At 63.6% G+C, this 20,697-nt stretch carries 20 protein-coding genes; 14 read left to right on the top strand and 6 right to left on the bottom strand.

The window, feature by feature from the left end; translation table 11 throughout:
- Positions 1–128 precede the first annotated feature (128 nt).
- Positions 129–1,676, top strand: coding sequence for a hypothetical protein (locus AC1DW9_RS17895; protein ID WP_476775435.1), 1,548 nt, complete (start codon positions 129–131; stop codon positions 1,674–1,676).
- A 76-nt stretch (positions 1,677–1,752) separates the two neighbouring features.
- Here AC1DW9_RS17895 and AC1DW9_RS17890 read toward each other — a convergent pair whose 3' ends face one another.
- From AC1DW9_RS17890 to AC1DW9_RS17875, 4 genes are all read right to left on the bottom strand, one after another.
- Positions 1,753–2,361 (bottom strand): hypothetical protein, encoded by a 609-nt coding sequence (locus AC1DW9_RS17890; RefSeq protein ID WP_476769024.1) that lies wholly within the window; start codon positions 2,359–2,361, stop codon positions 1,753–1,755.
- A gap of 9 nt (positions 2,362–2,370) precedes the next feature.
- Positions 2,371–3,555, bottom strand: coding sequence for an ATP-binding protein (locus tag AC1DW9_RS17885; RefSeq protein WP_476775436.1), 1,185 nt, complete (start codon positions 3,553–3,555; stop codon positions 2,371–2,373).
- Between the two features lie 214 nt (positions 3,556–3,769).
- Positions 3,770–6,262 carry an Hsp70 family protein gene (locus AC1DW9_RS17880; RefSeq protein ID WP_476775437.1) on the bottom strand — a complete coding sequence of 831 codons (2,493 nt, stop codon included), beginning with the start codon at positions 6,260–6,262 and terminating at the stop codon, positions 3,770–3,772.
- On the bottom strand, positions 6,259–6,627 hold the full coding sequence (locus AC1DW9_RS17875; RefSeq protein WP_441505377.1) for a hypothetical protein: 369 nt from the start codon (positions 6,625–6,627) through the stop codon (positions 6,259–6,261). Before AC1DW9_RS17875 ends, AC1DW9_RS17880 begins: the two co-directional genes overlap by 4 nt.
- Before the next feature lie 619 nt (positions 6,628–7,246).
- Here AC1DW9_RS17875 and AC1DW9_RS17870 point away from each other — a divergent pair.
- The 7 genes from AC1DW9_RS17870 (at position 7,247) to AC1DW9_RS17840 (ending at position 13,183) form a co-directional block, all read left to right on the top strand.
- Entirely contained in the window at positions 7,247–7,459 is a 213-nt protein-coding gene (locus AC1DW9_RS17870; protein WP_441505602.1) for a hypothetical protein, read from the top strand.
- Positions 7,381–8,244 carry an SDR family NAD(P)-dependent oxidoreductase gene (locus tag AC1DW9_RS17865; RefSeq protein WP_476769026.1) on the top strand — a complete coding sequence of 288 codons (864 nt, stop codon included), beginning with the start codon at positions 7,381–7,383 and terminating at the stop codon, positions 8,242–8,244. The genes AC1DW9_RS17870 and AC1DW9_RS17865 overlap by 79 nt, the downstream gene beginning before the upstream one ends.
- A gap of 320 nt (positions 8,245–8,564) precedes the next feature.
- Positions 8,565–10,310, top strand: coding sequence for an alkaline phosphatase (locus AC1DW9_RS17860; protein ID WP_441508071.1), 1,746 nt, complete (start codon positions 8,565–8,567; stop codon positions 10,308–10,310).
- Positions 10,311–10,354: 44 nt separating this feature from the next.
- On the top strand, positions 10,355–10,819 hold the full coding sequence (locus tag AC1DW9_RS17855) for a hypothetical protein (RefSeq protein WP_441508070.1): 465 nt from the start codon (positions 10,355–10,357) through the stop codon (positions 10,817–10,819).
- A gap of 34 nt (positions 10,820–10,853) precedes the next feature.
- Complete coding sequence (locus tag AC1DW9_RS17850) at positions 10,854–11,516, top strand: ABC transporter ATP-binding protein (RefSeq protein ID WP_441508069.1); 663 nt, start codon at positions 10,854–10,856, stop codon at positions 11,514–11,516.
- A complete protein-coding gene (locus tag AC1DW9_RS17845; protein WP_441508068.1) occupies positions 11,513–12,748 on the top strand; it encodes an FtsX-like permease family protein in 1,236 nt (411 codons plus the stop codon). Before AC1DW9_RS17850 ends, AC1DW9_RS17845 begins: the two co-directional genes overlap by 4 nt.
- A gap of 279 nt (positions 12,749–13,027) precedes the next feature.
- A complete protein-coding gene (locus tag AC1DW9_RS17840) occupies positions 13,028–13,183 on the top strand; it encodes a hypothetical protein (protein WP_441489968.1) in 156 nt (51 codons plus the stop codon).
- Between the two features lie 162 nt (positions 13,184–13,345).
- On the opposite strand, the gene AC1DW9_RS17835 is transcribed toward AC1DW9_RS17840, so the two are convergent.
- Positions 13,346–14,311, bottom strand: coding sequence for a LysR family transcriptional regulator (locus AC1DW9_RS17835; protein ID WP_476775438.1), 966 nt, complete (start codon positions 14,309–14,311; stop codon positions 13,346–13,348).
- A 364-nt stretch (positions 14,312–14,675) separates the two neighbouring features.
- Here AC1DW9_RS17835 and AC1DW9_RS17830 point away from each other — a divergent pair, with 364 nt between their 5' ends.
- From AC1DW9_RS17830 to AC1DW9_RS17815, 4 genes are read left to right on the top strand one after another with little or no spacing between them, the layout of a single operon-like run.
- Entirely contained in the window at positions 14,676–15,824 is a 1,149-nt protein-coding gene (locus AC1DW9_RS17830) for an HlyD family secretion protein (protein WP_441508066.1), read from the top strand.
- A 25-nt stretch (positions 15,825–15,849) separates the two neighbouring features.
- Entirely contained in the window at positions 15,850–17,427 is a 1,578-nt protein-coding gene (locus AC1DW9_RS17825) for a DHA2 family efflux MFS transporter permease subunit (protein ID WP_441508065.1), read from the top strand.
- 21 nt (positions 17,428–17,448) lie between these two features.
- Positions 17,449–17,913 (top strand): DoxX family protein, encoded by a 465-nt coding sequence (locus AC1DW9_RS17820; RefSeq protein ID WP_441508064.1) that lies wholly within the window; start codon positions 17,449–17,451, stop codon positions 17,911–17,913.
- Between the two features lie 54 nt (positions 17,914–17,967).
- A complete protein-coding gene (locus AC1DW9_RS17815) occupies positions 17,968–18,246 on the top strand; it encodes a GNAT family N-acetyltransferase (RefSeq protein ID WP_441508063.1) in 279 nt (92 codons plus the stop codon).
- Between the two features lie 44 nt (positions 18,247–18,290).
- Here the strand turns inward: AC1DW9_RS17815 and AC1DW9_RS17810 are convergent, their stop codons facing one another.
- Positions 18,291–19,205 (bottom strand): pirin family protein, encoded by a 915-nt coding sequence (locus AC1DW9_RS17810; RefSeq protein ID WP_476775439.1) that lies wholly within the window; start codon positions 19,203–19,205, stop codon positions 18,291–18,293.
- Positions 19,206–19,507: 302 nt separating this feature from the next.
- Here AC1DW9_RS17810 and AC1DW9_RS17805 point away from each other — a divergent pair, with 302 nt between their 5' ends.
- Together AC1DW9_RS17805 and AC1DW9_RS17800 are read left to right on the top strand one after the other, a co-directional pair.
- Positions 19,508–20,149 (top strand): hydrolase, encoded by a 642-nt coding sequence (locus AC1DW9_RS17805; RefSeq protein ID WP_476775440.1) that lies wholly within the window; start codon positions 19,508–19,510, stop codon positions 20,147–20,149.
- 206 nt (positions 20,150–20,355) lie between these two features.
- A complete protein-coding gene (locus AC1DW9_RS17800; protein ID WP_441489960.1) occupies positions 20,356–20,652 on the top strand; it encodes a putative quinol monooxygenase in 297 nt (98 codons plus the stop codon).
- Positions 20,653–20,697 lie beyond the last annotated feature (45 nt).

The raw sequence follows: 20,697 nt of genomic DNA, 5'->3' as shown, positions 1-20,697 counted from the left end.
AGCCGCCATACGCGAGACTATGGTGCAACGGCCACCTTGCGGGATACGCTGGATGTGCCGGGTCGAATCGCTAGCCTGGCTGCAATCGTCGGCGCAGTACTTGGCGCCTCTTCGGAGCCCCTAGGTCAATGACCATCACAGAGGAACTCGTGTCGCCGAAGACATCGCTCCAGAAAAACCCATTCGCCATCTTGGGCGCGACGACGAGAGACAACCGAAGCCGCCTTATCGAACTGGCCGATGAAGTTGCTCTGGTAGCCGATGGCGACGAGGGCCAGAAGGCCCAATCCACCCTGTTGAACATCCGGACGCGGCTAGCTGCGGAAATGGGGTGGCTTCCGGGCGTCGCTCCGCGAAAGGCCACTGCCGCCGTCGAGGGTCTCTCGAGCATGACGGGGCTAGAAGCGACGGTGGAATTGCCTCCTCTTGCCCGCGCCAACCTGTTGTCGGCATCTGCGCAGGCAAAGCCCGAGGCGAGGACGCCACAGGAAGCCGCCGCGATCTTCTATCGTCTCGCCTTGGCGGTGGAGGACGTCGACCTGGCTGGCGTATTGCGGGATATCAACGAGGATCGCTCGGTCGCCGGGTTCCCTCCCGTCCGCGACGAGGGGGCCATCCTGGAGGAATTCGAGGCCCGAAAGCGGGATTACCGAAAGGCCATCAACGACGTTCTGGATCGGCTCCCGAGTCGGACCCTCGTGAAGGTCATGGACATGGTGGTTCAGAAGGGCACGAAGGACGGCAGCGAGCACGCCCCGGCCTTCATTCAGGAGATTGTCGCGTCCTACGAGTTTGGACTGCGGGGGTTCATCGAAGCCGAGTCCTCAACCGTCGAGAGGCTCGTGACACGTGGCAATGCCGTGGCAGTCCATGGGGAAGCCCACGTCATCCCCGTGATCGACGAGATCAAGAAGGTCGCCGCGAACTTCAACGAGATCGTCGGGCCAGCCCAGCTCGTGGCGAGGGCGAACGGGATCGACCACCTGGCGACCCACAACCTGGCCATCGCGATCCGCGAACTCGCGATCGCACTGCACAATAAGTACGGCTTCGTCGACACGCCCGCCCGCATCGCCGCCTTCCTGAACGATCATTTCGGACTTCTGGACACGGTCACCGACCGAGTAACGCAGGACCTCGCCTATCTCAAAGAGGCCGAGGAAGAAAAGAAGCAGTCGGAAGCCGACCGTGCCGAGTTCGAACGCTGGCTCATCTATAGCGCCGGAATTGGAGCCCTGTTCAAGGACAAGGTCAGTATCTCGTCCACGGGCGTCTCCTGGCAGAACAATCACATCACCCTCGAAGCAGTGACGCGCCTGCGATGGGGTGGTGCCAGCGGACTCCCGGCCGGCACGGCCTATACGATCATGCTGGGCGATGGTCGATCGGCCTTCACGATCAACACGCGCAAAGCCGATATCTACGCGAACCTCGTCGATCGCATATGGCGGACCGTCGGCCTCCGACTGCTACTTGAAACGGCCAGGAGGCTGCAGTCTGGGGAGGCACTGCGCTTCGGTGAGGCCATCGTGCGCGATGACAGCGTCACATTGATACGTCACAAAATACTCGGCTCGAATGAGCCCGTCGCGCTCGACTGGCATCAAGTCAACATCTGGACCGAGGACGGGCATTTCGTCCTGGGCTCGCGAGCCGACAAGAAGGTGCGACGATAACGTACCTGTCTTGGAACATCTTATCCGCACCTTCTTCAAGACAGGCACGGACAGGATTTCCGAGATCTTCAACTGATCAGCGCCAGGCAAGCATCTGCTCAGCGGCTTCAGATCGTAGTGCGGCGCGCATCGCTTCAACGTCCGACTTGGCAATTGTCATATCGGACGCGCGATGGCGATAGCGTGTACAACGAGAATTATAGTCATTGATCCGCAAGTTCAAATTCCGAATATGCACCTCGCGCTTTAGGTCAGAAATCGCTTCAATATGATCAAGCCTGATCACCTCCGCAAGGCAATACCTTATCTCTGCGACTGAGAACGTCAAACCCTGACCGACAGACGGGATCTTCATCGACTCTGAACTACGGAGCGGCGTTGCTCGTGGAAGGGCCGACGTTGTCGAACCACCCGTATAGGGAGGCACATAGCTCGATGACTGCGGTCTTGCACTTAGGTATGCCAGGACACAGATGCCGGCTATGACGAGCGCCCACGTCTTCCGGCTTCCGGTCCAGAATCCAGGACCAGTCGAACGACGCCCCTGATGAGAGCGGGCCTCGGGATCAGAGGGGCGCGCGCTGGAAGCTGGCGGCAACGCGATCGTCGGCGCGGCGGAGATCGTGGAGGCAAGCGCCGTCAATCCCGCGAACCCTCGAGGCACCTTTTCGTCGATGTCACTCACCGCCCCCTCCTAGACAAAGCCGACGCGTGGCTTGGGCGCCCCGCTTTGCGGGAGCGCATCAACGGCCTTCGAGAAGGATGCATCGTCGATGGTGCTCATACGGGCGCGAGCCGCAAGTCGCGCAGCTTCACGGACGACGAAGGCGGTGTCAGAGAGAGGCCGCCCGGCGAGGCGCATTGCATAGGTTTCGAGAATCACGCCATCCGCCAGCGGCACGCCGTCCAGAAGAGCCCGCAACAAATCGAGCATCTCGGTCTGATCAGCGTGGTCGACCTTCACGACATGGTCGAAGCGTCCTCGACGGAGGATCGCCGGATCGATCATGTCGACGCGGTTGGTCATCCCGACAATCAGCACGCCCGCCTTGATCGCTTCCGGGATCGCTCTCAGGAATTCGGCGATCTCTTCTACCCTATGTTGCCCGCCGCCCGCGTCGCGCTCGGACAGGAGCGCATCCATTTCGTCGATGACCACCAGGGATGGAGCCGCGGCAATCGCGGCCTCGAACAACTGCCCCACCTTCCGGCTGGTCTCGTGGATGTATGGGCTGGCCACGCTGCTCGCATCCACGGCGAAATGGGGCCAGCCAAGATGGGCGATCAGTCGCTCGACAGCCACGGTCTTCCCGCAACCTGGCGGGCCCTCCAGGACGATCGCGCCGGGGTTGCCGATGCCGAGCGCAGTGTAATGCGACCGATTTTGGACGATGTCGACGACGTGGTCGTTGAAGAAATCCTCGAGCGCCGTCCTTCCCGGCAGGCGGAGGCGGCCATCGCTCGCCTTCGCAGCCGCGGTTCGGGCGAATTCAGCGGCTTCAGCCTCCGCACGCGGGATCAACATGGCGCCGGTGGGCTCCAATCCTGCTGCGCGGATCACATCGGCGAGTTGATCGACCGACATCCAAGAGAGCAGGTTTTGCACATTGGACATGGGATCGACCGAGACGCGCAAGCCGCCGGTCAGCCACGAACCCAGAACGAGCGCGTCGCCCGCGAGGGCATCTTCGGCATGGGTCGGGAGTATCCGCGACAGCTTCTCCACATAGAGCGCGCGCTCCAACGAGCCATCGCGGTAGCGAGCGCGCGTCTGCCGCATAGCGGCGGCAAAGGACAGTGCCTCCACCTTGTCCCGCGGCGAAGCACATCGATCCAGGGGCGCGAGCGCGAACGATCGCTCGCTCAGGATCGCGCCCATCCGATTCTCGCCGAACGTGACCTTCAACACCTCGGCCTCGTCGAGCAGCCGATCCTGAAACCACCTGTGAAGCAGCGTGCCGCGTATCAGCAGCACAAGACCGCCGCCATCCGCCTTGACGATCTGCCAGCCCGGCCCGGAATGCATCACGCGGCCAGCGCCTACGCCGCGCGCGATTTGGAAACCGATCGGAAGCCAGGGATCCGTGGACATGTCAGGCGGTCACGATATTGGTCATCGCGATCAGATCGTCGGCCTCCGCGGAAACGATCCGGATGCCACCGAGGCCGTGAAACGCCGCCCGTAATCCCTCGATATCGCCTGCCGCAATGGCGCGCTCCCCCTCGGCAACGAGATGCTCGAACATCTTCGGATCGGTGAAGAGATGGGGCGCGGAGGCGTAGTCCTTGAAGCGGTCCACGATGAACCAGTCCTGGCGGCGAAGGATCGTGCCGATCTTGCGGCGGAGTTCCTGGAGATTGGCCTCGAACCCATGGCCGGGCGTACCGATCAGACGCTCCGTGGCTGCCTGCAAGGCCTCGAAGGAGCTGACCTCCGCCGGCTTTGCCAAGGCCCTCATGTCGTGGAAGAACGCAACGACCTGATCCAACTCCATGCGGCGAATGACGCGGAAATTCGCCTTTCGAGCGGAGGCCAGCAGGCTCTTCGCCCTCTGGACGTTGTCGGAGGCCTGCTTGGCGACTTCGGGATCGCTCTCCTGTTCACTGATCGAAGCCGCCAGCTCCAGCCTCTCGCGCGCTTCGGAGAGCGCCGGGTCGTCGACCTTGGCAGAGACCTCCGCAAGCTGTTCGGCCGCTTGCGACGCCTCGTCCAGGATGCGCCTCGCGGCACTGCTGTAGTCGATCATTCCGGAAGCGCGGGAATAGAAGTTCTTGTCGCTCTGGAACGACCCACCGATCGCCGGAATCTCGACTTTCAGGTCGATGTTCCCTCCATCGCCGATCTCGTAGGTGAGGATGAGCGGCGCCCCCGCAGGGATGACGCCATCGACGAAGTCATTGCCGGTAATCTCGAACAGGCCGATGAACGTATTGTCCGAGACGGGATGATCGATATCCCCCTCCCAGAGCTTGAATTTCAATGACCCGGAGGCTCCCGCGCGAAGTGCCTCGGCAGCCTTGAATGGCTGGACACCACGAGCCGGCAGCTGGTCTCCGGCCTTCCCCAGGTAATGAAGCCTGGCGATGTCGCCAACGGTATCCAGGACCTCGACGCCGATCGAGTGGGAGGCAGGGATGGCGTCGATGGTAGCGGCCGTCTGCGTGATGACGATGCGATCCTGCGCCAAGGAGAGTGGCCCTCCGGCAGGATCGAAGACGAACATCTTGAAAGTATTCTCGCCCCGCTTCGAAAGGGGCACCTCGATGACAGTGCCGTTCTTGATCTCGGCGCGGCCCGAAGACCACCCGGTGTCGAGACTGTCGACCTGAAAGGACGAGCCCGGGGCCGCGGGTGATCCGAGCTTCAGCGCGATCTTCGCTTTCTGATCCGGAGTTCGTGCGGCGTAATTCACCGTCAGGTCCAGTGTCGACCCGACGCTCACGCTCCCCCTGGAACTCTTGCGGCCCCGGCTATGCGCGCTCCAGTCGATGGCCTCGGCGAAGATGGCGGCGCCAGTGGCAACCGCCGTCATCGGATTCACGTCCGTTGACGGCGCGATGCCAAGCTCGAACGCGACGCGCTCGCGCAGCGGCTTGTATTGGGTCGGACCGCCGACGAAGACGATACGTTCGATGTCGTGTGGAGTGAGACCTGCGTGCTCGATCGTGTCACGCGCCGCCTGGACGGATTCCTTGACCTTGCCCTCGATCAGCCCACCCAGCTGATCCCGGGTGATGTTGACGTCGAGATAGATCTCGGTACCCGCCAGGTCCTTGCATCCGCATTCCGTCTCTTGTGCCCCGATCACCGCATTGTCCCGGCTGGAAAGCTCGATCTTCGCCTTCTCCACCGCCCGCTCCGCGACACGACGCAGCAGCTTGTATTCGGGCAGGGACGAGAACCCCTCGGGCAACGCAAAGGTCTGCTGAAGCCAGGGCATGACGAGGTTGTCGACGATCATGCGATCGAAATCCCGTCCTCCGCACATCTGGATGCCGCCCTGGCCGAGAAGGCTCACGCGGCCGCCAATGCTCTGGGCGATGGCGATGTCCAGGGTTCCCCCGCCAAGGTCGTAGATCAGGAAGATCCCATCGCCCTGGCGACTGCGCATGACGCTCATCACCGCCGCAACGGGCTCCTGCATCAGGGCCACCTTGCCGAGCCCCGCCGCGCGCGCAGCCTCGATCGTGGCGTCCTTCTGCATCTGGTTGAACGCCGCCGGCACGGTGATCACGGTGGCCACGGTCTCGTCGTTGCGGATCTGCTCCGGCAGATAGCCAAACAGCGTGCGAAGGATCTCGGAAGAGCATTCCTCGGGTGTCATGGTAATGCCCACGGAGGGCAAGCGGATTGGCGTCGAGGTACCTATGTGCCGCTTGAACAGCATGGCAGTGCTGTCCGGATTTCGCGGTGCGTTCTCGTAGGCCCGCTGCCCGATATAGCGGTTGCCGCGCCGGTCGATCGCGATCGCCGACGGCGTCACGTCGTTCTGCTCGGGGCTCTTGTAGAGCTGGACGGTCTCCCCGTCATAGGAGCAGATTGCGCTGTTGGTGGTGCCCAGATCAATGCCGACGTAGTGGCTCATCTTCCAACCTTCTTGAGCATGACCGTGCCCATGCGCAGCAGGCCGGCAGAATTCATCACGATCGGATCGATCGTTTCCGCGACGACCAAGGTGTCGTCTGGTCCAAAATCGGCAATATTGAGGGGCGTGGCGGCGGTCCCGGTGTCGAATTGCTGGCCTTCGAGGTTCACCAGGCGCATTCCCGATGCTCCCAGGCAGCTTTCGACCTTTCCGAGGAAATATCGATGCTGGTTCGTGAACCGTGTTGCTTCCAGTGGGTCCAGCTTGGACAACGCTCGCCCGAAGAGCTTCTGGAAACGCCAACTTTCAAGTGCGAGCTCAAGAAGCGCGTCCTCGGCCCTGTTGGCCGCCTGATCGGGATCCATCGACATTTCCGTAGGGTAAGACGGCTCTTGGCATGACCGGCGCAGCCGGAAATAGCCACACGCTAGAATTGTATGAGATTCGTATTCGACTGCAATGGCTTGCTCACGCTCTTCCCCTTCGCAAACCGATGAGGCGCACTTGCTCGGCGCATGGGCCGCATGGCGAGATTGGCCTTCCCCGAGCACGGACAGAGTCGGAAGGCTGAATACCTGCAAGCGGCTGCATTTCAGCAGCGTCAGGCCTCGCCCTGATCCGTGCGCCCCGTGCGAGAACGCCAGCACCGGCAAAAATGACGGTGACTCGTGCGAGGAACTTGCCTCTAGCAGTCAGACGGCGTCGTGGCGCGGAGCATCACATCGGACTCGATGATGATCCGTTGCTGCGCGTTGCGGCCGGCGAACCCGGTCGAGTTGGAGGCGATGCGACTCGCCCAGGAGCCAGCTCTGACGATCGAGCATCTCCAGATTGGCGGGGCACAGACGAGCTGCACGCTGCCGCTCGACATGCCCCTGCCTTCGGCCGCGCTCGTCGCCCTGGTGCGGCGCGATGGCGAGGTGCCTCAGGCGCCGACAGGGCTGAAGGCGCCGTTTCGGCGGCCTCAACGGCCGCAGCAACACGGTGCTGTTCTGGGAGCCGGCGGCGCATGGCGGCGCGCAGCTCTTCGACGTGCTCTGGAGCGCGACGGAAAACGGGCCGTGGCAGGTCATCAACCCGGTCGGGTTGCTGTCGAGCGTTTACCTGCATGCGACCCAATCAGAGGGGCATTATCGCGTCGGGGCGCGGGACCTGTTCGGCCGGACCAGCCAGGAGTCGACGACGATCAAGGCCTGAGCCGATCCCTCACCTGGGAAGGAAGAGCTTCGATCCCTGCGGCGTGCCAAACCGGCCGTTGCGCCGGAACGCCGACTGACACCGACCGCGACACGACGCGCGGTCGGCGTCAGCAGCGCCAGGATCGCGTGCGCGATGTGGTCGAGGCAGCGAGGCAAAGGGGCGCCAAGGCGGTTCCCTTGCACCTGGATGTCGGGCGCAGCGACAGCTTCGCGGCGTTCCGGGATGAGGCAACGGCAATGCTGCAGCGCGAATGGAACGCAGGCTCCTTCGACTACCTCGTCAACAATGCGGGCTTCGGACAGATGGCCCTGTTCGAGGACACCAGCGAGGAGCTCTTCGACTCCTTCATGCGGGTGCTGTTCAAGGGACCCTATTTTCTGACCCAGGCTCTGCTTCCAGTGCTTGCTGACGGCGGTGCCATCGTCAATGTGACGAGCAATTCGACCCTGCAGAGCGGCATGGAGCCGGGCTATTCCGCCTATGCATCGATGAAGGGCGGCCTGACCGTACTCACCCGCTACATGGCCAAGGAGTTCGGCCGCCGCGGCATCCGCGTGAACGCCGTTGCGCCGGGCGCCACCAGGACCCGGATCGGCGACGATGCGTTCGATCGCTATCCGGAGATCATTCAGTCCATCGTCGAGAAGACGGGGTTGGGGCGTCTCGGAGAGGCCAGCGATGTGGGCGCCGTGATCGCAGCCGTGCTCTCGGACGAATTCCGCTGGGTAACCGGACAGTCCATCGAAGCATCCGGCGGCGCCAGGTTGTCCTTCGCCTGCTAGGCGAAACCGCAGCGCCTCCTGAGGTCGAGCCACGATCGGCCCCTGGCAATCTCACACGGGCCGGCCATCGGGGCACGCGCTGGCGGCTCGGGACGCGCCCTCGCGTCGCTCATGCCCGGGACGCGGGCGTCGAGGTCGCCCGTCTTCGGAATGGTGCAACCGCGCATCGGTCGGGCAGGCCGTCCCTGGATGCCCTGTTGATGTTGGGGCAGGCGTGGTCGGATGGTATTCAACAACATGCAGGGCTGTCGCCATCCTGTCATGTGCGGCTGCAACTAGCTCACCCCATCCAAGGGATCACGGATTATCGGAGGTTGGGGATGCAACTGAGAACGCTTTGGCATGCGGTAGCAATTGGCAGCGCCTTCGCTGCGGCCCCTGTCGCCGCGCAGACGATCTATCCCATCAACCGTGCCGAAATCCTCGAGGGCTCGCGCTTCGACTTCAAGGTCGAGTTCCCGAACGCGCCGACCTCGGCCGATGTCGCGGTCACGATCAACGGCAAGCCGGCCGCCGAAATCTTCGGCAAGGCCACGACCTTCATGCAGAACGAGGAAGGCCAGAAGCATTCGGCGCTGTGGCTGCGTGGCGCGACGCTTCCGGCGGGCAATTATACCGTCGAGGCGAAGCAGGGAACCAACAAGGCGACGGTCAAATGGGAGGTCTTCGCCACCACCCAGCCGCGCCGCGCCAAGAACGTCATCCTCTTCATCGGTGACGGCATGTCGGTCGCCAACCGCACCGCGGCCCGCATTCTCTCCAAGGGCTGGGACGAAGGTCGCTACAATGGCGAGCTCGCCATGGACGACATGTCCAACATGGCGCTGATCTCGACCTCGGGCACGGACTCGATCGTGACCGACAGCGCCAATGCCGCCCATGCCTACACCACCGGCCATAAATCCTGCGTCAACGCACTCGGCGTCTACTGCGCCAAGAACGCCCTGACGCTCGACCATCCCAAGGTCGAGACCATCGCCGAGGTGATCAAGCGTCGCGGCAAGATGGCGATCGGCGTCGTCACCAACTCGGAAATCGAGGACGCGACCCCGGCTTCGATGGTGGCCCACACCCGCCGCCGCTCGGATTTCAACGACATCGTCAAGATGTTCCACGATGTGCAGCCCGACGTGATCATGGGCGGCGGCTCCCCGAACTTCCTGTCCAAGGCGACCCACGGTTCGAAGCGGACCGATGAGCTCGACTTCATCGCCAAGTTCAAGGAGGCGGGCTACACGCTCGCGACCACCAAGACGGAAATGAACGCGGCTGTCGCGGCCGGCTCGAAAAAGCTGCTCGGCCTCTACAACACCGGTAACATCGACGGCGCGTTCGATCTGCGGCTGACCAAGAAGGGCACGGTTTCGAAGTTCCCCGACCAGCCGGACGTGGTAGAGCAAACCAAGGCTGCGCTCGACATGCTCAAGGGCAACGAGGACGGTTTCTTCCTGATGGTCGAGTCGGCCCGCATCGACAAGTACAGCCATTCGCTCGACTGGGAGCGTTCGGTGTTCGATACGATCATGCTCGACAACGCGGTGAAGGTGGCGAAGGACTTCGCCGGCGACCGCAACGACACCCTGATCATCGTGGTGCCCGATCACGCCCATCCGATCTCGATCATCGGCACCTATGACGACGACCGTCCGGGCCAGCTCCTGCGCGACAAGCTCGGCGTCTACGCCGACTCCGTGCCGCCGAACTACGGCCCGCTCGACGTGGACGGCTACCCCACCAAGGTCGACACCTCGCGCCGCCTCGCAGTGGTCTATGGCAGCTATCCCGACACCTGCGACACCGGCCGCCCGGACATGACCGGCGAACGCGTGCCGGCGGTCAAGGGCCCGGATGGCAAGACCAATATCGCGAACGAGAAGGACTGCACCGGCCCGCTGGCCGCGCGCCGGACAGGCAACCTGCCCTTCGACGCCAATAGCGGCGTCCACTCCGCCGACGACGTGATCCTGACTGCGATGGGCCCGGGCGCCGAGAAGTTCCGCGGCCATAAGCCCAACACCTATGTCTTCCGCGTCATGGCGGAAGCACTGGCGCTGGGCGGCAAGTAAGTAAGGCGGCAAGTAGGCCGGCCATCCGCCGACAGGGACGAGCGATGCAACGGCAACGCCATGAGATGCTGACCACCCGCCGCGTGACCCTCACGGGTCTCGCGGTGGCCCTGCTTTGCAGGGATGTCCGAGCGGCGGAGCCGGCCACGATCGCCTTCGACGGCCTCTACAGATCCTTCGGCGTGCTCGGCTTCCAGTTTTCGGACCGCGTCACGGCCCTGCGCGGACAAGAGGTACGCCTGACCGGCTACATGGCGCCTCCGCTGAAGCCGGAAAGCCACTTCTTCGTGCTCACGCGCGAGCCGCTGGCGATCTGCCCGTTCTGCCAATCGGATGCCGACTGGCCAGTCGACATCGTCGTCGTCTTCATGAAGGAGATCACGCCAATGGTCAGCGCCGGTCGCAAGGTCGTCGTGTCGGGTCGGCTGGAGATAGGCTCGGCCACGGATCAGGAAACCGGCTTCGTCAGCCAGATCAGACTCGTCGATGCCCGCTTCACACTCGCCTGAGCGATCCGCCGCTCGGACATTGCGGCTTTCAAACGTGACACTCGACCATCGCGGCGGCGACGGGCGCCCTTTCCGCGTGCTGGACGTTCCCGAACTCACAGTGCCTTCCGGCGCTCATATCGGTTTGCGCGGCCCCTCAGGCTCCGGCAAGACCTCGCTTCTGCACCTGATTGCCGGGCTGATCGTGCCGAGCACAGGCAGGGTCTCATGGGGCGAGACGGAGATCTCCTCCCTGTCGCCCGGCAATCGCGACCGCTGGCGTCTCTCGACGCTCGGCTCCGTCTTCCAGGATTTCCACCTGATCCCGGAACTCGACATCCTTGGCAACATCACGCTGCCCACGACCTTCTCATCCTGGAGGGTTGGCCCGGCCGAGCGGGAGCATGCCAAGACCGTCGCCGCGCGCATGGGTCTCACTGATCTGCGCCGCCGGACAGGAGTACTTTCACGTGGCGAGCAGCAGCGGGTTGCGATTGCCCGCGCGGTCTGCCGGCAGCCTGCCATGATCCTCGCCGACGAACCCACGGCCAGTCTGGATGCGGCCCATGCCGATGAGGTGGGCGCCTTGCTGGTCGATGCGGCCGTTGAGGCCGGCGCCACCTTGATTTGCGCCACGCATGATGCCGCGCTCCTGGCGCGGATGAAGCATCGGCTCGACATCAAGGCCGCGTCTCCGATTGCGAAGCAGGCCGCATGAACCCCTTCGCAATGATCCTCGCCGATCTTCGCGCCCTGCGTTGGACGGCGGCCGCGATTGTCGTCCTGATAGCGCTGGCGGTTGCAGTCGGCGTGGCGATCGGCGCGCAGGAGCGGGCGCTGCGGCAGAGTTCGGCCGCCGCGGCGGATGACTTCGCCCTCCTCATCGGTGCGCCCGGCAGCCAGACCCAGTTGCTGATGTCGACGGTCTATCTGCAGCTCGACGCGATCCCGCTGATGGAGGGAAGCGTCCTGCAGTCGCTGGCCCGGGACGAGCGTGTCGCCGCCTTCGCGCCGATCGCCTTCGGCGACGTCACACGTGGCTATCCGATCATCGGCACGACCGCGGCCTTTGCCACGCGCTGGGGCCGCGTCACACCGAGCGAGGGGCGCCTCTTCGCCAGGGAACGCGAAGCCTTGATCGGCGCCGATGTCGACTATCGGCTCGGCGAGAGCATCACGCCGTCGCATGGTGTTGCCGGCCAGACTCATAAAGCGGGCGAGGAGGATGAGGACGAGGCCGGACACCGCCATGCCGGCCACGACTACACCATCGTCGGCCGCCTGCCGCCGCTCGGATCGCCCTGGGACCGCGCGATCCTGGTACCGATCGAGAGCGTCTGGGAGGTTCACGGGCTCGGCAATGGACACGCCGCAGGCACCGAGACGATCGGGCCGCCCTTCGATGGCGTGCCTGTGCCCGGCGTGCCCGCGATCGTCGTCAAGCCGCGCAGCGTGGCCGGGGCCTATGCCCTGCGCAGCCAGTATCGCCAGGGCGGGACGATGGCGTTCTTTCCCGCCGAAGTCCTGGTCGGGATCTATCGCTCGCTCGGCGACGCGCGTGGTGTGCTTGTCTTCGCTTCCACGCTGAATGCGACGCTGGTGCTGGCCTCGATCCTTCTGCTGCTGATTGCGGTGACCGGGCTGCGGCGGCGGCGCTACGCCGTATTGCGTGCCATGGGCGCATCCCGGCTCTACGTCCTGCTCGTGATCTGGCTCGGCATGGCCCTGCTGATGGCGCTCGGCTGTATCGCCGGGCTGTTGCTCGGTGGTGCTGCTGCCGGCGTCCTGTCAGGCCTGATCGAGGCGCAGACCGGCCTTCGCCTCACGATCGCACTGGACAAGCCTGAATTCCTGCAGATCGCCCTGCTGTTCGTCGTCGGCACCGTTCTCAGCCTGCTGCCGGCGATCGCCTCGTTCGCCAACCCGATCGCGTCGGGACTGCGCGACTGAAGCGTGGCGGCTCCCGCTTTGCTGGCGAAGGTCAAGGTCGAACGGCCGCGGCTGTTCATGGTGCCATTCCCAGCGGTTAGTGCTTGATTAACGAAACCATCCAACGATCGCAACGCAGGGTTGTCATCGGCAGCGATGAGCCTAACCTCTCGCCGCACCATGATGGCATTCGAGGATGGCGATCGATGGCGGTCAAAAACGCGATGATCAGGAATGCGTGACGAACGACCAGAGCGCCGCCGAAACCGCGCTCCCGAGTTCCCTGGCCGGCGCCCAATCGTGCTGAATTCGGAGGCCGATTACCTGCGTGCTTGTGCGCGTGCCGGTGAGATCCACGCCGCAGCCGCCCATAATCCGATGACGGACCTCGAGCTCGAACGGCTCGCACTGGCGATACTGACCTGGGAATTGAAACGGGGTGGAAGTGACGTCTAGGGACGACACTGCATGTTGTGCCCGGGCCATCGCGGCAATGAACTCACCCTTCCGAGGAGATTGGCCGCCGGTCTTGGAGAGGACTGCCCCCTGCCCCTGTGCCGCCCGGCACAGGCCCCGAACGCACGCATGGCCCGCAGGATCATTGCGTTCGGAGCACGCCTAGCCCGACAGGCTCGCAAGCTCCCGGACCAATTCCTGCCGCAACCAGGCAACCGATGGGTGTGCTCCCATCGTGCGGTGGGACAGCATCGAGATCTGAAGCGCCGGGCTTGGATAGGGCGGATCACGGAATTCAAGCCCCGGATTCTGCTCCGCCAATTGCTTGGGGACGAACGCAATCATGTCGGTGGCAGCGATAATCGGGGGCACCGTGAGAATATGAGACACAACCGCCCCGACCTTGCGTGTCAGGCCACGCTCCGCCATCAGCGCTTCGAGCTGGAGCGGATTGCTGCTGACATAGGCCCGTTCGAGGCCCTCCTGGTCGATTGTTCCGCCCGCAGTCATTGCGCCTTGGCCGGCGATGAGAATGTCGAGATGCGGGAATTCCGCCAGTTCCTCCACACCAAAGGTGCCGGTCGCAGCAGGATGCCCTCTCCGCATGACCCAGACATTCGGTCCTGTGAAAAGAGGCTCCATGACAAGGCGGGACGGGACGCGCCCGAACGCTCCAATGACGAGATGCAGGGTTCCGCGATCGAGTTCTTCCACGAGGTTGAGATCATTGAACGGGCGCAGCCAGAACCGCAGGCCAGGCCCGATCCGTCCCAGTTTTGAAAGAACGGGCGGCATCAGGGCGCCGATGACATAGTCGGATGTAGCAATGACGAAGCGCGTCTCAGATGAGCCCGGTTCGAATACAGGCCCGTGAAACGCCGCCTCGATCTGACGAAGTGCGCTCTTGATCGGCTGTGCCAACTCTTCAGCGCGCGGCGTCGGGTGCATTCTGCCGGGGCCGCGTACGAACAATTCGTCGTCGAGGATCCGCCGCAGCTTGTTCAGGGAATGACTGACGGCTGATTGGGTCAAACCCAGGCGAGCAGCGGCGCGGGAGGCGCCTCGCTCTTCCATGACCGCATCGAAGACGCGGATGAGATTCAAATCAAGCTTGTGAAGGATGCTCATTGGCCGAGCTTTATCCAATTGAGAACCGGGGAGCTCTTGCTCGCGCTCCTTCGCGACCGGACCGCCAGCTGCCCCCGGAACCGAGCTCGCCAGGGGAAACCGCCTCGGCACGCAGCTTGTGAATGGCAGGTTTCATCTTCGTCCCTTCGCCAGACAGCCTGGCCGCCTGCCTTGCGACCACAGCCGGCAGCCGAAGCGCTCCGCAGCTCCCTTCGTCTCACGAGGTGCCCCGCTCTCATCGAGGGGAAGCCATATGAGCAGCACTCATTCTTCAAATGGCATAGTTTCATTTCAATCATAAGCCCTGAGATCCCATATTCGGGCCGCACCCGGCAGATCAGATTGGCCGGTGAGGAACATCGACATGAGCGCTGCAGTCGCCCGCCTTCGCCCGGCAGAAGGCCCCGCCGCAAAGACAAGCGAACAACCGGCACAGCACAAGAGAAAGCCGCGCCGCGCGCTGATCAACCTCGCCCGCACCTCCGTGCTGGTGGGAGGCGTCGGGCTTGCCATCGTCATCCCGCTGGGATGGGGACACTGGATCGCGGGGCTTACCGACCAGACGACCGACAACGCTTATCTTCGAGCCGACACCGTTCCGGTCAGCGTGCAAACCGGGGGCCGGGTCACCCGGGTCGTGGTCGCGGACTTTCAGCCGGTAAAGGCGGGTGACGCACTGTTCGAGATCGAAGACACGGAACACGCGGCGCGCGTCAGACAGGCAGAAGCCGGCGTCGCAGCAGCCGATGCCGCCTTGCGCAATACCGAAAGCCGGACCGAGCTGCAGCATTATGTCATCGCTCAGACAGAAGCCGGCATCGCGGCCATCCTGGCTGATCGCGACCGTGCCGTTCAGGAACGCGGTCGGCAGGAGGCGTTGACACGCGACGGCTGGACGACGGCACAGCGGCTCGAACTCGCCGTAGCCGATACGAAGCGCTTCGATGCGCGACTATTGGAGAAGCGGGCTGAAATCGCAGTTCAGCGGCAACAGCTCGCGGTGCTTGGAACCCAGGATCAGCAGGCTCGAGCCGAACTGCAAAGCCGGCGCGCGGCTCTCGACCTTGCGCGCGTCGATCTCGGCTACACGCGGATCTCTGCCCCGATCGACGGCATCACCAACGCGAGTTCGGTCCGCGAAGGGCAATATGTCCGCACAGGGTCGCAGCTCATCTCGATCGTGCCGCTGCCACGGGTGCATGTCGTGGCCAATTACAAGGAAACCCAGCTTTCGCAGGTCCGGCCAGGCCAAGCCGTCAGCGTGACGATCGATGCCTTCCCTGGCCGCGCCCTGACCGGCCGCGTCGAGCGTCTGTCGCCCGCCAGCGGCGCGGAGTTCAGCTTGCTGCCGGCGGATAACGCAACCGGCAATTTCACCAAGGTCGCCCAGCGTATCGGAGTTCGGATCGCGCTCGACTCCACTCCGGAACTGGAGGGGCTGCTGCGTCCCGGAATGTCGGTCGTCACGACGATCCACACCGACCGGTTGGCGCCGGAACAGGCTCAACGCTGAACCCGCAACCTCGGGAGGCTCGATCATGGCGACCGCAATCCATCCCGCAGCCCCTGCGCGTCCAATCGCGGCCGCACCGAGCCTGCGCGCACTGGTCGGTGTCGCGGCGGTCTTGCTCGGCACGTTCACCGCACTCGTGAATGCGCGCTTGACTGAAATCGGCCTCGCCGACATTCGGGGCGCGCTCGGGATCGGAGCCGATGAAGGCTCCTGGATCACGACCGCCTACATTACGGCGGAGGTTGCCGCTATCCCAGCCGCGGTCTGGCTACGCGGGATCCTGTCCCCGGCCCGCGGCGTGCTCCTCGGTTCCCTGCTCTTCACGCTTTTCTCGTTGGCCGCGCCGTTCAGCCCGTCACTCACTGTCCTGCTGATGTTCCAGGCCTTGCGCGGGCTCAGTGCCGGCGTCCTGATCCCGATGGCCTATGCGGTGACGATGCGTCATCTGCCTCAGCCCATGCGCCTGTATGGCCTCTCCTTCTATGCGTTGATCTCAGCCTTCACACCGAGCCTCTCGGTGTCGATCGAAGCTTGGGTGATGGACCACTTCACCTGGCAGTACCTGTTCTGGCTGAACGTGCTGCCGGGAACATTGACGCTGTTCGCCGGGTCCTATGGCCTGACCCGCGATCCGATCAAGTACATGCGCTTTCGAAGGCCTGACGGTTTCAGCCTGATCGCGCTTTCACTCGGGCTGGCGGCTCTTGTCACTGCGCTTGATCAGGGAAACCGCCTCGACTGGTTCGCCTCGGGGCTTATTACCGGACTGGCGGCCTCGGCCACGCTTCTCCTCGGCGGCGCCCTGGTCCACGCGCTCCTGCATCACGATCCGCTGGTCGATCCCCGCCTGCTCTGGCGGCGCAACACCGGGCTCGGCCTGTTCATGATGTTCCTGACGCGCATCGCGGTGATGTCATCAGCTCTCGTGCTGCCGCAATATTTCGCCCGGGTGCAGGGCTACAGGGCGCTCGAGAGCGGCAGCGTGTTCCTGGCCTCCGCCTTGCCGCAGCTGCTCCTTATGCCGCTCGTCGCCAGCCTCTGCTACAGGGTCGATCCGCGCCGCCTGCTTGTCTTCGGCGCCGCGCTGCAGGGCGTCGGCCTCCTGATGATGGCAGGCCTGACCAGCCAGTGGAACGCGAGCCAGGTTCTCGTTCCCCTTGTCGTGCAGTCGAGCGCCGCGCCATTCCTGGCCATTCCGATCATGGTCCTGATCACCGAAGACATCTCGCTGCGCGAAATTCCCTGGATCGCATCGCTTGTTCACATCCTGCGCACGGTCGGCTCGGCGGTTGGCGTGGCCGCCGTTGGCACCTTCGTCCGGGTTCAGGAACAGGTGCATTCGAACCTGCTCGGCCAGCATGTCACGACCGCAAGCATCCAGGCCACGCAGCGGATCGAGACGCTGTCGCAGATGTTCTCGTCGCGCCTGCCCGAGATCGAAGCGACGCGGGCAGCTACCGCCCTCATCGCCCGCACGCTGCAACGGGAAGCCTTCGTCCTGGCCTATCGCGACGCGTTCCTGCTGCTCGGCATCCTGATGCTCGCATCGATCCTGATCGCATTTGGCTTCCGCAAGACCATGCTGCCCGGAAAGCTCTTGTAATCCCCCAGGGAGAGAACACCCATGTCTATTCGAGTGCCGACTTCGTCCAGCGACCGGGCTTCGCCCGAGGTCGAGACACATCATTCCGGATATCTGCTCGCCCGCATGCTGCTGGCCGGAGGCTTCGTCTTCAGCGGTCTCAGCAAGCTGTTCGACTTTGGCGGCGCAGTACAGGAAATGGCCCATAATGGATTGCCGCTACCGACCCTCATGGCGGCCGCCGTCATCGTGACGCAGCTGGGCGGATCAGCCCTGCTGGTCTGGCCACGGACGAGTTGGATCGGTGCGGGACTGCTCGCGGGATTTACCGCGATGGCGACCGTGGTTGCTCATGCCCCCTGGAATGATACGGGCCCGATCCCCCTGCCCCAGAGCGTGATCTTTCTCCAGAATGCCGGCCTGTTCGGGGGGCTTCTCCTCGCCTTGGCAATGGGAGGCGGACATCGTCAAATCCGCAGCCTGTTCGGATTGCTCCGTTCCCGGTGACCGGGAAGGGAGCAGCCTCGAACTTGCGTGAACCGACAAGGAGGGAAGAAAGCCATGGATGGCATCGTCATCGACCGCCCGGACCTGAACCGCTTCGAACTGGCGGTCGATGGAGGCTTGGCCCTGGCCTATTATCGGCTCGACGCAAACCGTGTCGTGCTGACCCACACGGAAGTACCGCAGGAGCTTTCAGGTCAGGGCATCGGCTCCAGGCTGGCGAAGGGGACCTTCGATCTCATCCGTGCCAGTGGGCGAAAGATCGTCCTCCGCTGCTCCTTCATGGCGGGTTGGGCCAGCAGGCATCCCGAATATGACGATATCATCGACGGCTGAAAGCAGGCTGGGAACCGCCCGCGCGCCCGCTGCGAACTGCCTGGCTATTCCGGAAGAGGAATGAATTCGCTCTCATCGGGCACATGCCCGAAACGCCCCTGCTTCCAATCTTCCTTGGCCTGCTCGATGCGCTCCTTGCTCGATGACACGAAGTTCCACCAGATGTAACGGGGACCTTCGAGCGCAGCGCCACTCAGGAACATCATTGTCGTCGGCTGGGTCGCGCGGACCGTGATCCGGTCGCCCGGCTTGAAGATCAACAGGCGCGGGCCTTCGAACAGGTCGCCCGCGATATCGATCTCGCCGCTGACGACATAGATCGCACGCTCCTCATGATCGGCGTCGAGCGGAACGCTCATGCCTGCGCCAAGCGATACTTCGACATAGAACCACTCAGAGGCCATGCTGACGGGCGCCGCCTTGCCGAAGGCGGAACCGGCGATGATCCGCGCCTTCACGCCCTGGTCCTGGATGGTCGGCAGATCCGTCGCGCCATAATGTTGGAAGGAGGGAGCGATCTCCTCCTGCGCGACAGGAAGCGCAATCCAGCTTTGCAGCCCGAGCATCGTGTGGGTCCCGTCGCGATCGGTTTCAGGCGTGCGCTCGGAATGGGAAATGCCCCGTCCCGCCGTCATCAGATTCATGGCGCCCGGGCTGATCTCCTGCACATTGCCTTCGCTGTCCCGGTGCATGATGCGTCCATCGAACAGGTAGGACACTGTTGCGAGGCCGATATGAGGGTGAGGCCTGACATCCATGCCATGACCGGCGATGAACTGCACCGGCCCGAAATGATCGAAGAAGATGAAAGGGCCGACCATCTGGCGCCTTCCATGTGGCAGCGCACGCCGGACATTGAAGCCGCCGAGGTCGCGCACGCGCGGAACGACGACAAGTTCGAGTGCATCGCAGGATTTTCGATCGCCCGTGATGGGGTCTTCCGTCGGTAGCCAGCTCATCGGCGTCTCCCTTGCGCACGGACCAAGCGGAATCGGGATCGATCGCCGCTGTATCATCGGCCCTGAGTTTCCGGGCAGCGATTATGAGCCTCACCGTGGGGGATGGCGAGGTCATGCACAGCACCATTGTTCGACCAGAAAGAACACAGAGTTCGGGAGCGGTACGCTTCCGGGGCTGAATCGCGGTGCTAGGCTGACCTGCCCGTTCGGACCCTGAGGCGACGATGTCGCGGGCGCCCGGCGCGGCTGCGCCACCGTCAAGGCACCGGTCAGCGTGCCAAAGCAACAGCGAGGATGACGTCATGACAAGCGAAGCCATTCGCGACCCGCGCAAGGATCACCTGCTGACGCCGCAGAATTCGGCCTTCATCATCATCGACTATCAGCCGGTTCAGGTGAACTCGATCGCCTCGATGGACCGACAGTTGATGATCAACAACATCGTCGGTGCCGCGAAGGCGGCCGTCGCTTATGGGCTGCCGATCGTCCACTCGACGGTGAATGTGAAGACCGGCCTCAACAAGCCGCCGATCCCGCAGGTCCAGAAGGCCCTGAAGGGCATTCCAACCATCGATCGCACCACAATCAATTCCTGGGAGGATGTCGAATTCCGCCAGGCGATCGAAGCGACCGGGCGCAAGAAACTGATCATGACGGCGCTCTGGACCGAGGCCTGCCTGACCTTCCCGGCGATCGACGCACTCGTCTCCGGCTACGAGGTCTATGTCATCGCCGATGCTGTCGGCGGCACTTCGGTTGCGGCGCATGAGGCGGGCTTGCGGCGGATCGAGCAGGCGGGCGGCAAGATGATCAGCGTGCCGCAGCTCTTCTGCGAATTGCAGCGCGATTGGGCCCGCAAGGAGACCGTTCCAGCCTTCATCAACCTGTTCATCGAGACCGGCGGCACGGCCGGCATCCAGTTCTCCTACGATCGGACCGAGTAAGTCGGGACAAAGCCGCCGGCGCCGTGACGTGATCCAGGCTGGAGTGTCTCACTCGGGCTCGAATGACGCAGGTTCCGGCTCCTGTCGTCGGGAGCGTGCTGCATCGATCCGGATGAGAACCTGGGATCGATCAGGGCAACGGCCCGCCGGCGGGAGCCGCAGGGCGCTTCTCTGATTTGACCTGCCCACCGTGGAGGATCGGCAGAATGGGCGAGCTCTTCATCGTTGTTTCTCTCTACGCGAAGGACGGCAAGGAGGCGGACCTACGCCGCGACCTGACCAATGTCGTCGAGCCCTCACGCCGGGAAGAAGGCAGTCTGCGGTACGATCTCTTCGTCGACCAGAATGATCCGCGCCGCTTCGTCTTCGTTGAACACTGGGCGAGCACCGAAGCCCGGGACAAGCATCACAACGAAGGGGACCATATCCGGCACTTCCAGGACCATGGCGCCGCCAATGTTGAACGCACCGAGATCGCCTGCTTCCTGAACCGCATCGCGTGAAGAGCTCGGGACGATGCCTTAGCCGCGTTTGCTGCGTTCCAGCTC

It is taken from the genome of Allobosea sp. P4_E12 (assembly GCF_056401655.1).
The sequence above is the reverse complement of the archived record's forward strand: the minus strand, read 5'-3'. Positions and strand labels throughout refer to the sequence as shown.

Excerpts from the sequence above, each read along its gene's own strand:
- AC1DW9_RS17810 (WP_476775439.1), bottom strand. The coding sequence starts at position 19,205 with ATGAGCTGGCTACCGACGGAAGACCCCATCACGGGCGATCGAAAATCC.
- AC1DW9_RS17895 (WP_476775435.1), top strand. The coding sequence starts at position 129 with ATGACCATCACAGAGGAACTCGTGTCGCCGAAGACATCGCTCCAGAAA.
- AC1DW9_RS17885 (WP_476775436.1), bottom strand. The coding sequence starts at position 3,555 with ATGGGCGCGATCCTGAGCGAGCGATCGTTCGCGCTCGCGCCCCTGGAT.
- AC1DW9_RS17855 (WP_441508070.1), top strand. The coding sequence starts at position 10,355 with ATGCAACGGCAACGCCATGAGATGCTGACCACCCGCCGCGTGACCCTC.
- AC1DW9_RS17875 (WP_441505377.1), bottom strand. The coding sequence starts at position 6,627 with ATGGATCCCGATCAGGCGGCCAACAGGGCCGAGGACGCGCTTCTTGAG.
- AC1DW9_RS17880 (WP_476775437.1), bottom strand. The coding sequence starts at position 6,262 with ATGAGCCACTACGTCGGCATTGATCTGGGCACCACCAACAGCGCAATC.
- AC1DW9_RS17800 (WP_441489960.1), top strand. The coding sequence starts at position 20,356 with ATGGGCGAGCTCTTCATCGTTGTTTCTCTCTACGCGAAGGACGGCAAG.
- AC1DW9_RS17835 (WP_476775438.1), bottom strand. The coding sequence starts at position 14,311 with ATGAGCATCCTTCACAAGCTTGATTTGAATCTCATCCGCGTCTTCGAT.
- AC1DW9_RS17825 (WP_441508065.1), top strand. The coding sequence starts at position 15,850 with ATGGCGACCGCAATCCATCCCGCAGCCCCTGCGCGTCCAATCGCGGCC.
- AC1DW9_RS17860 (WP_441508071.1), top strand. The coding sequence starts at position 8,565 with ATGCAACTGAGAACGCTTTGGCATGCGGTAGCAATTGGCAGCGCCTTC.
- AC1DW9_RS17845 (WP_441508068.1), top strand. The coding sequence starts at position 11,513 with ATGAACCCCTTCGCAATGATCCTCGCCGATCTTCGCGCCCTGCGTTGG.
- AC1DW9_RS17820 (WP_441508064.1), top strand. The coding sequence starts at position 17,449 with ATGTCTATTCGAGTGCCGACTTCGTCCAGCGACCGGGCTTCGCCCGAG.
- AC1DW9_RS17830 (WP_441508066.1), top strand. The coding sequence starts at position 14,676 with ATGAGCGCTGCAGTCGCCCGCCTTCGCCCGGCAGAAGGCCCCGCCGCA.
- AC1DW9_RS17815 (WP_441508063.1), top strand. The coding sequence starts at position 17,968 with ATGGATGGCATCGTCATCGACCGCCCGGACCTGAACCGCTTCGAACTG.
- AC1DW9_RS17805 (WP_476775440.1), top strand. The coding sequence starts at position 19,508 with ATGACAAGCGAAGCCATTCGCGACCCGCGCAAGGATCACCTGCTGACG.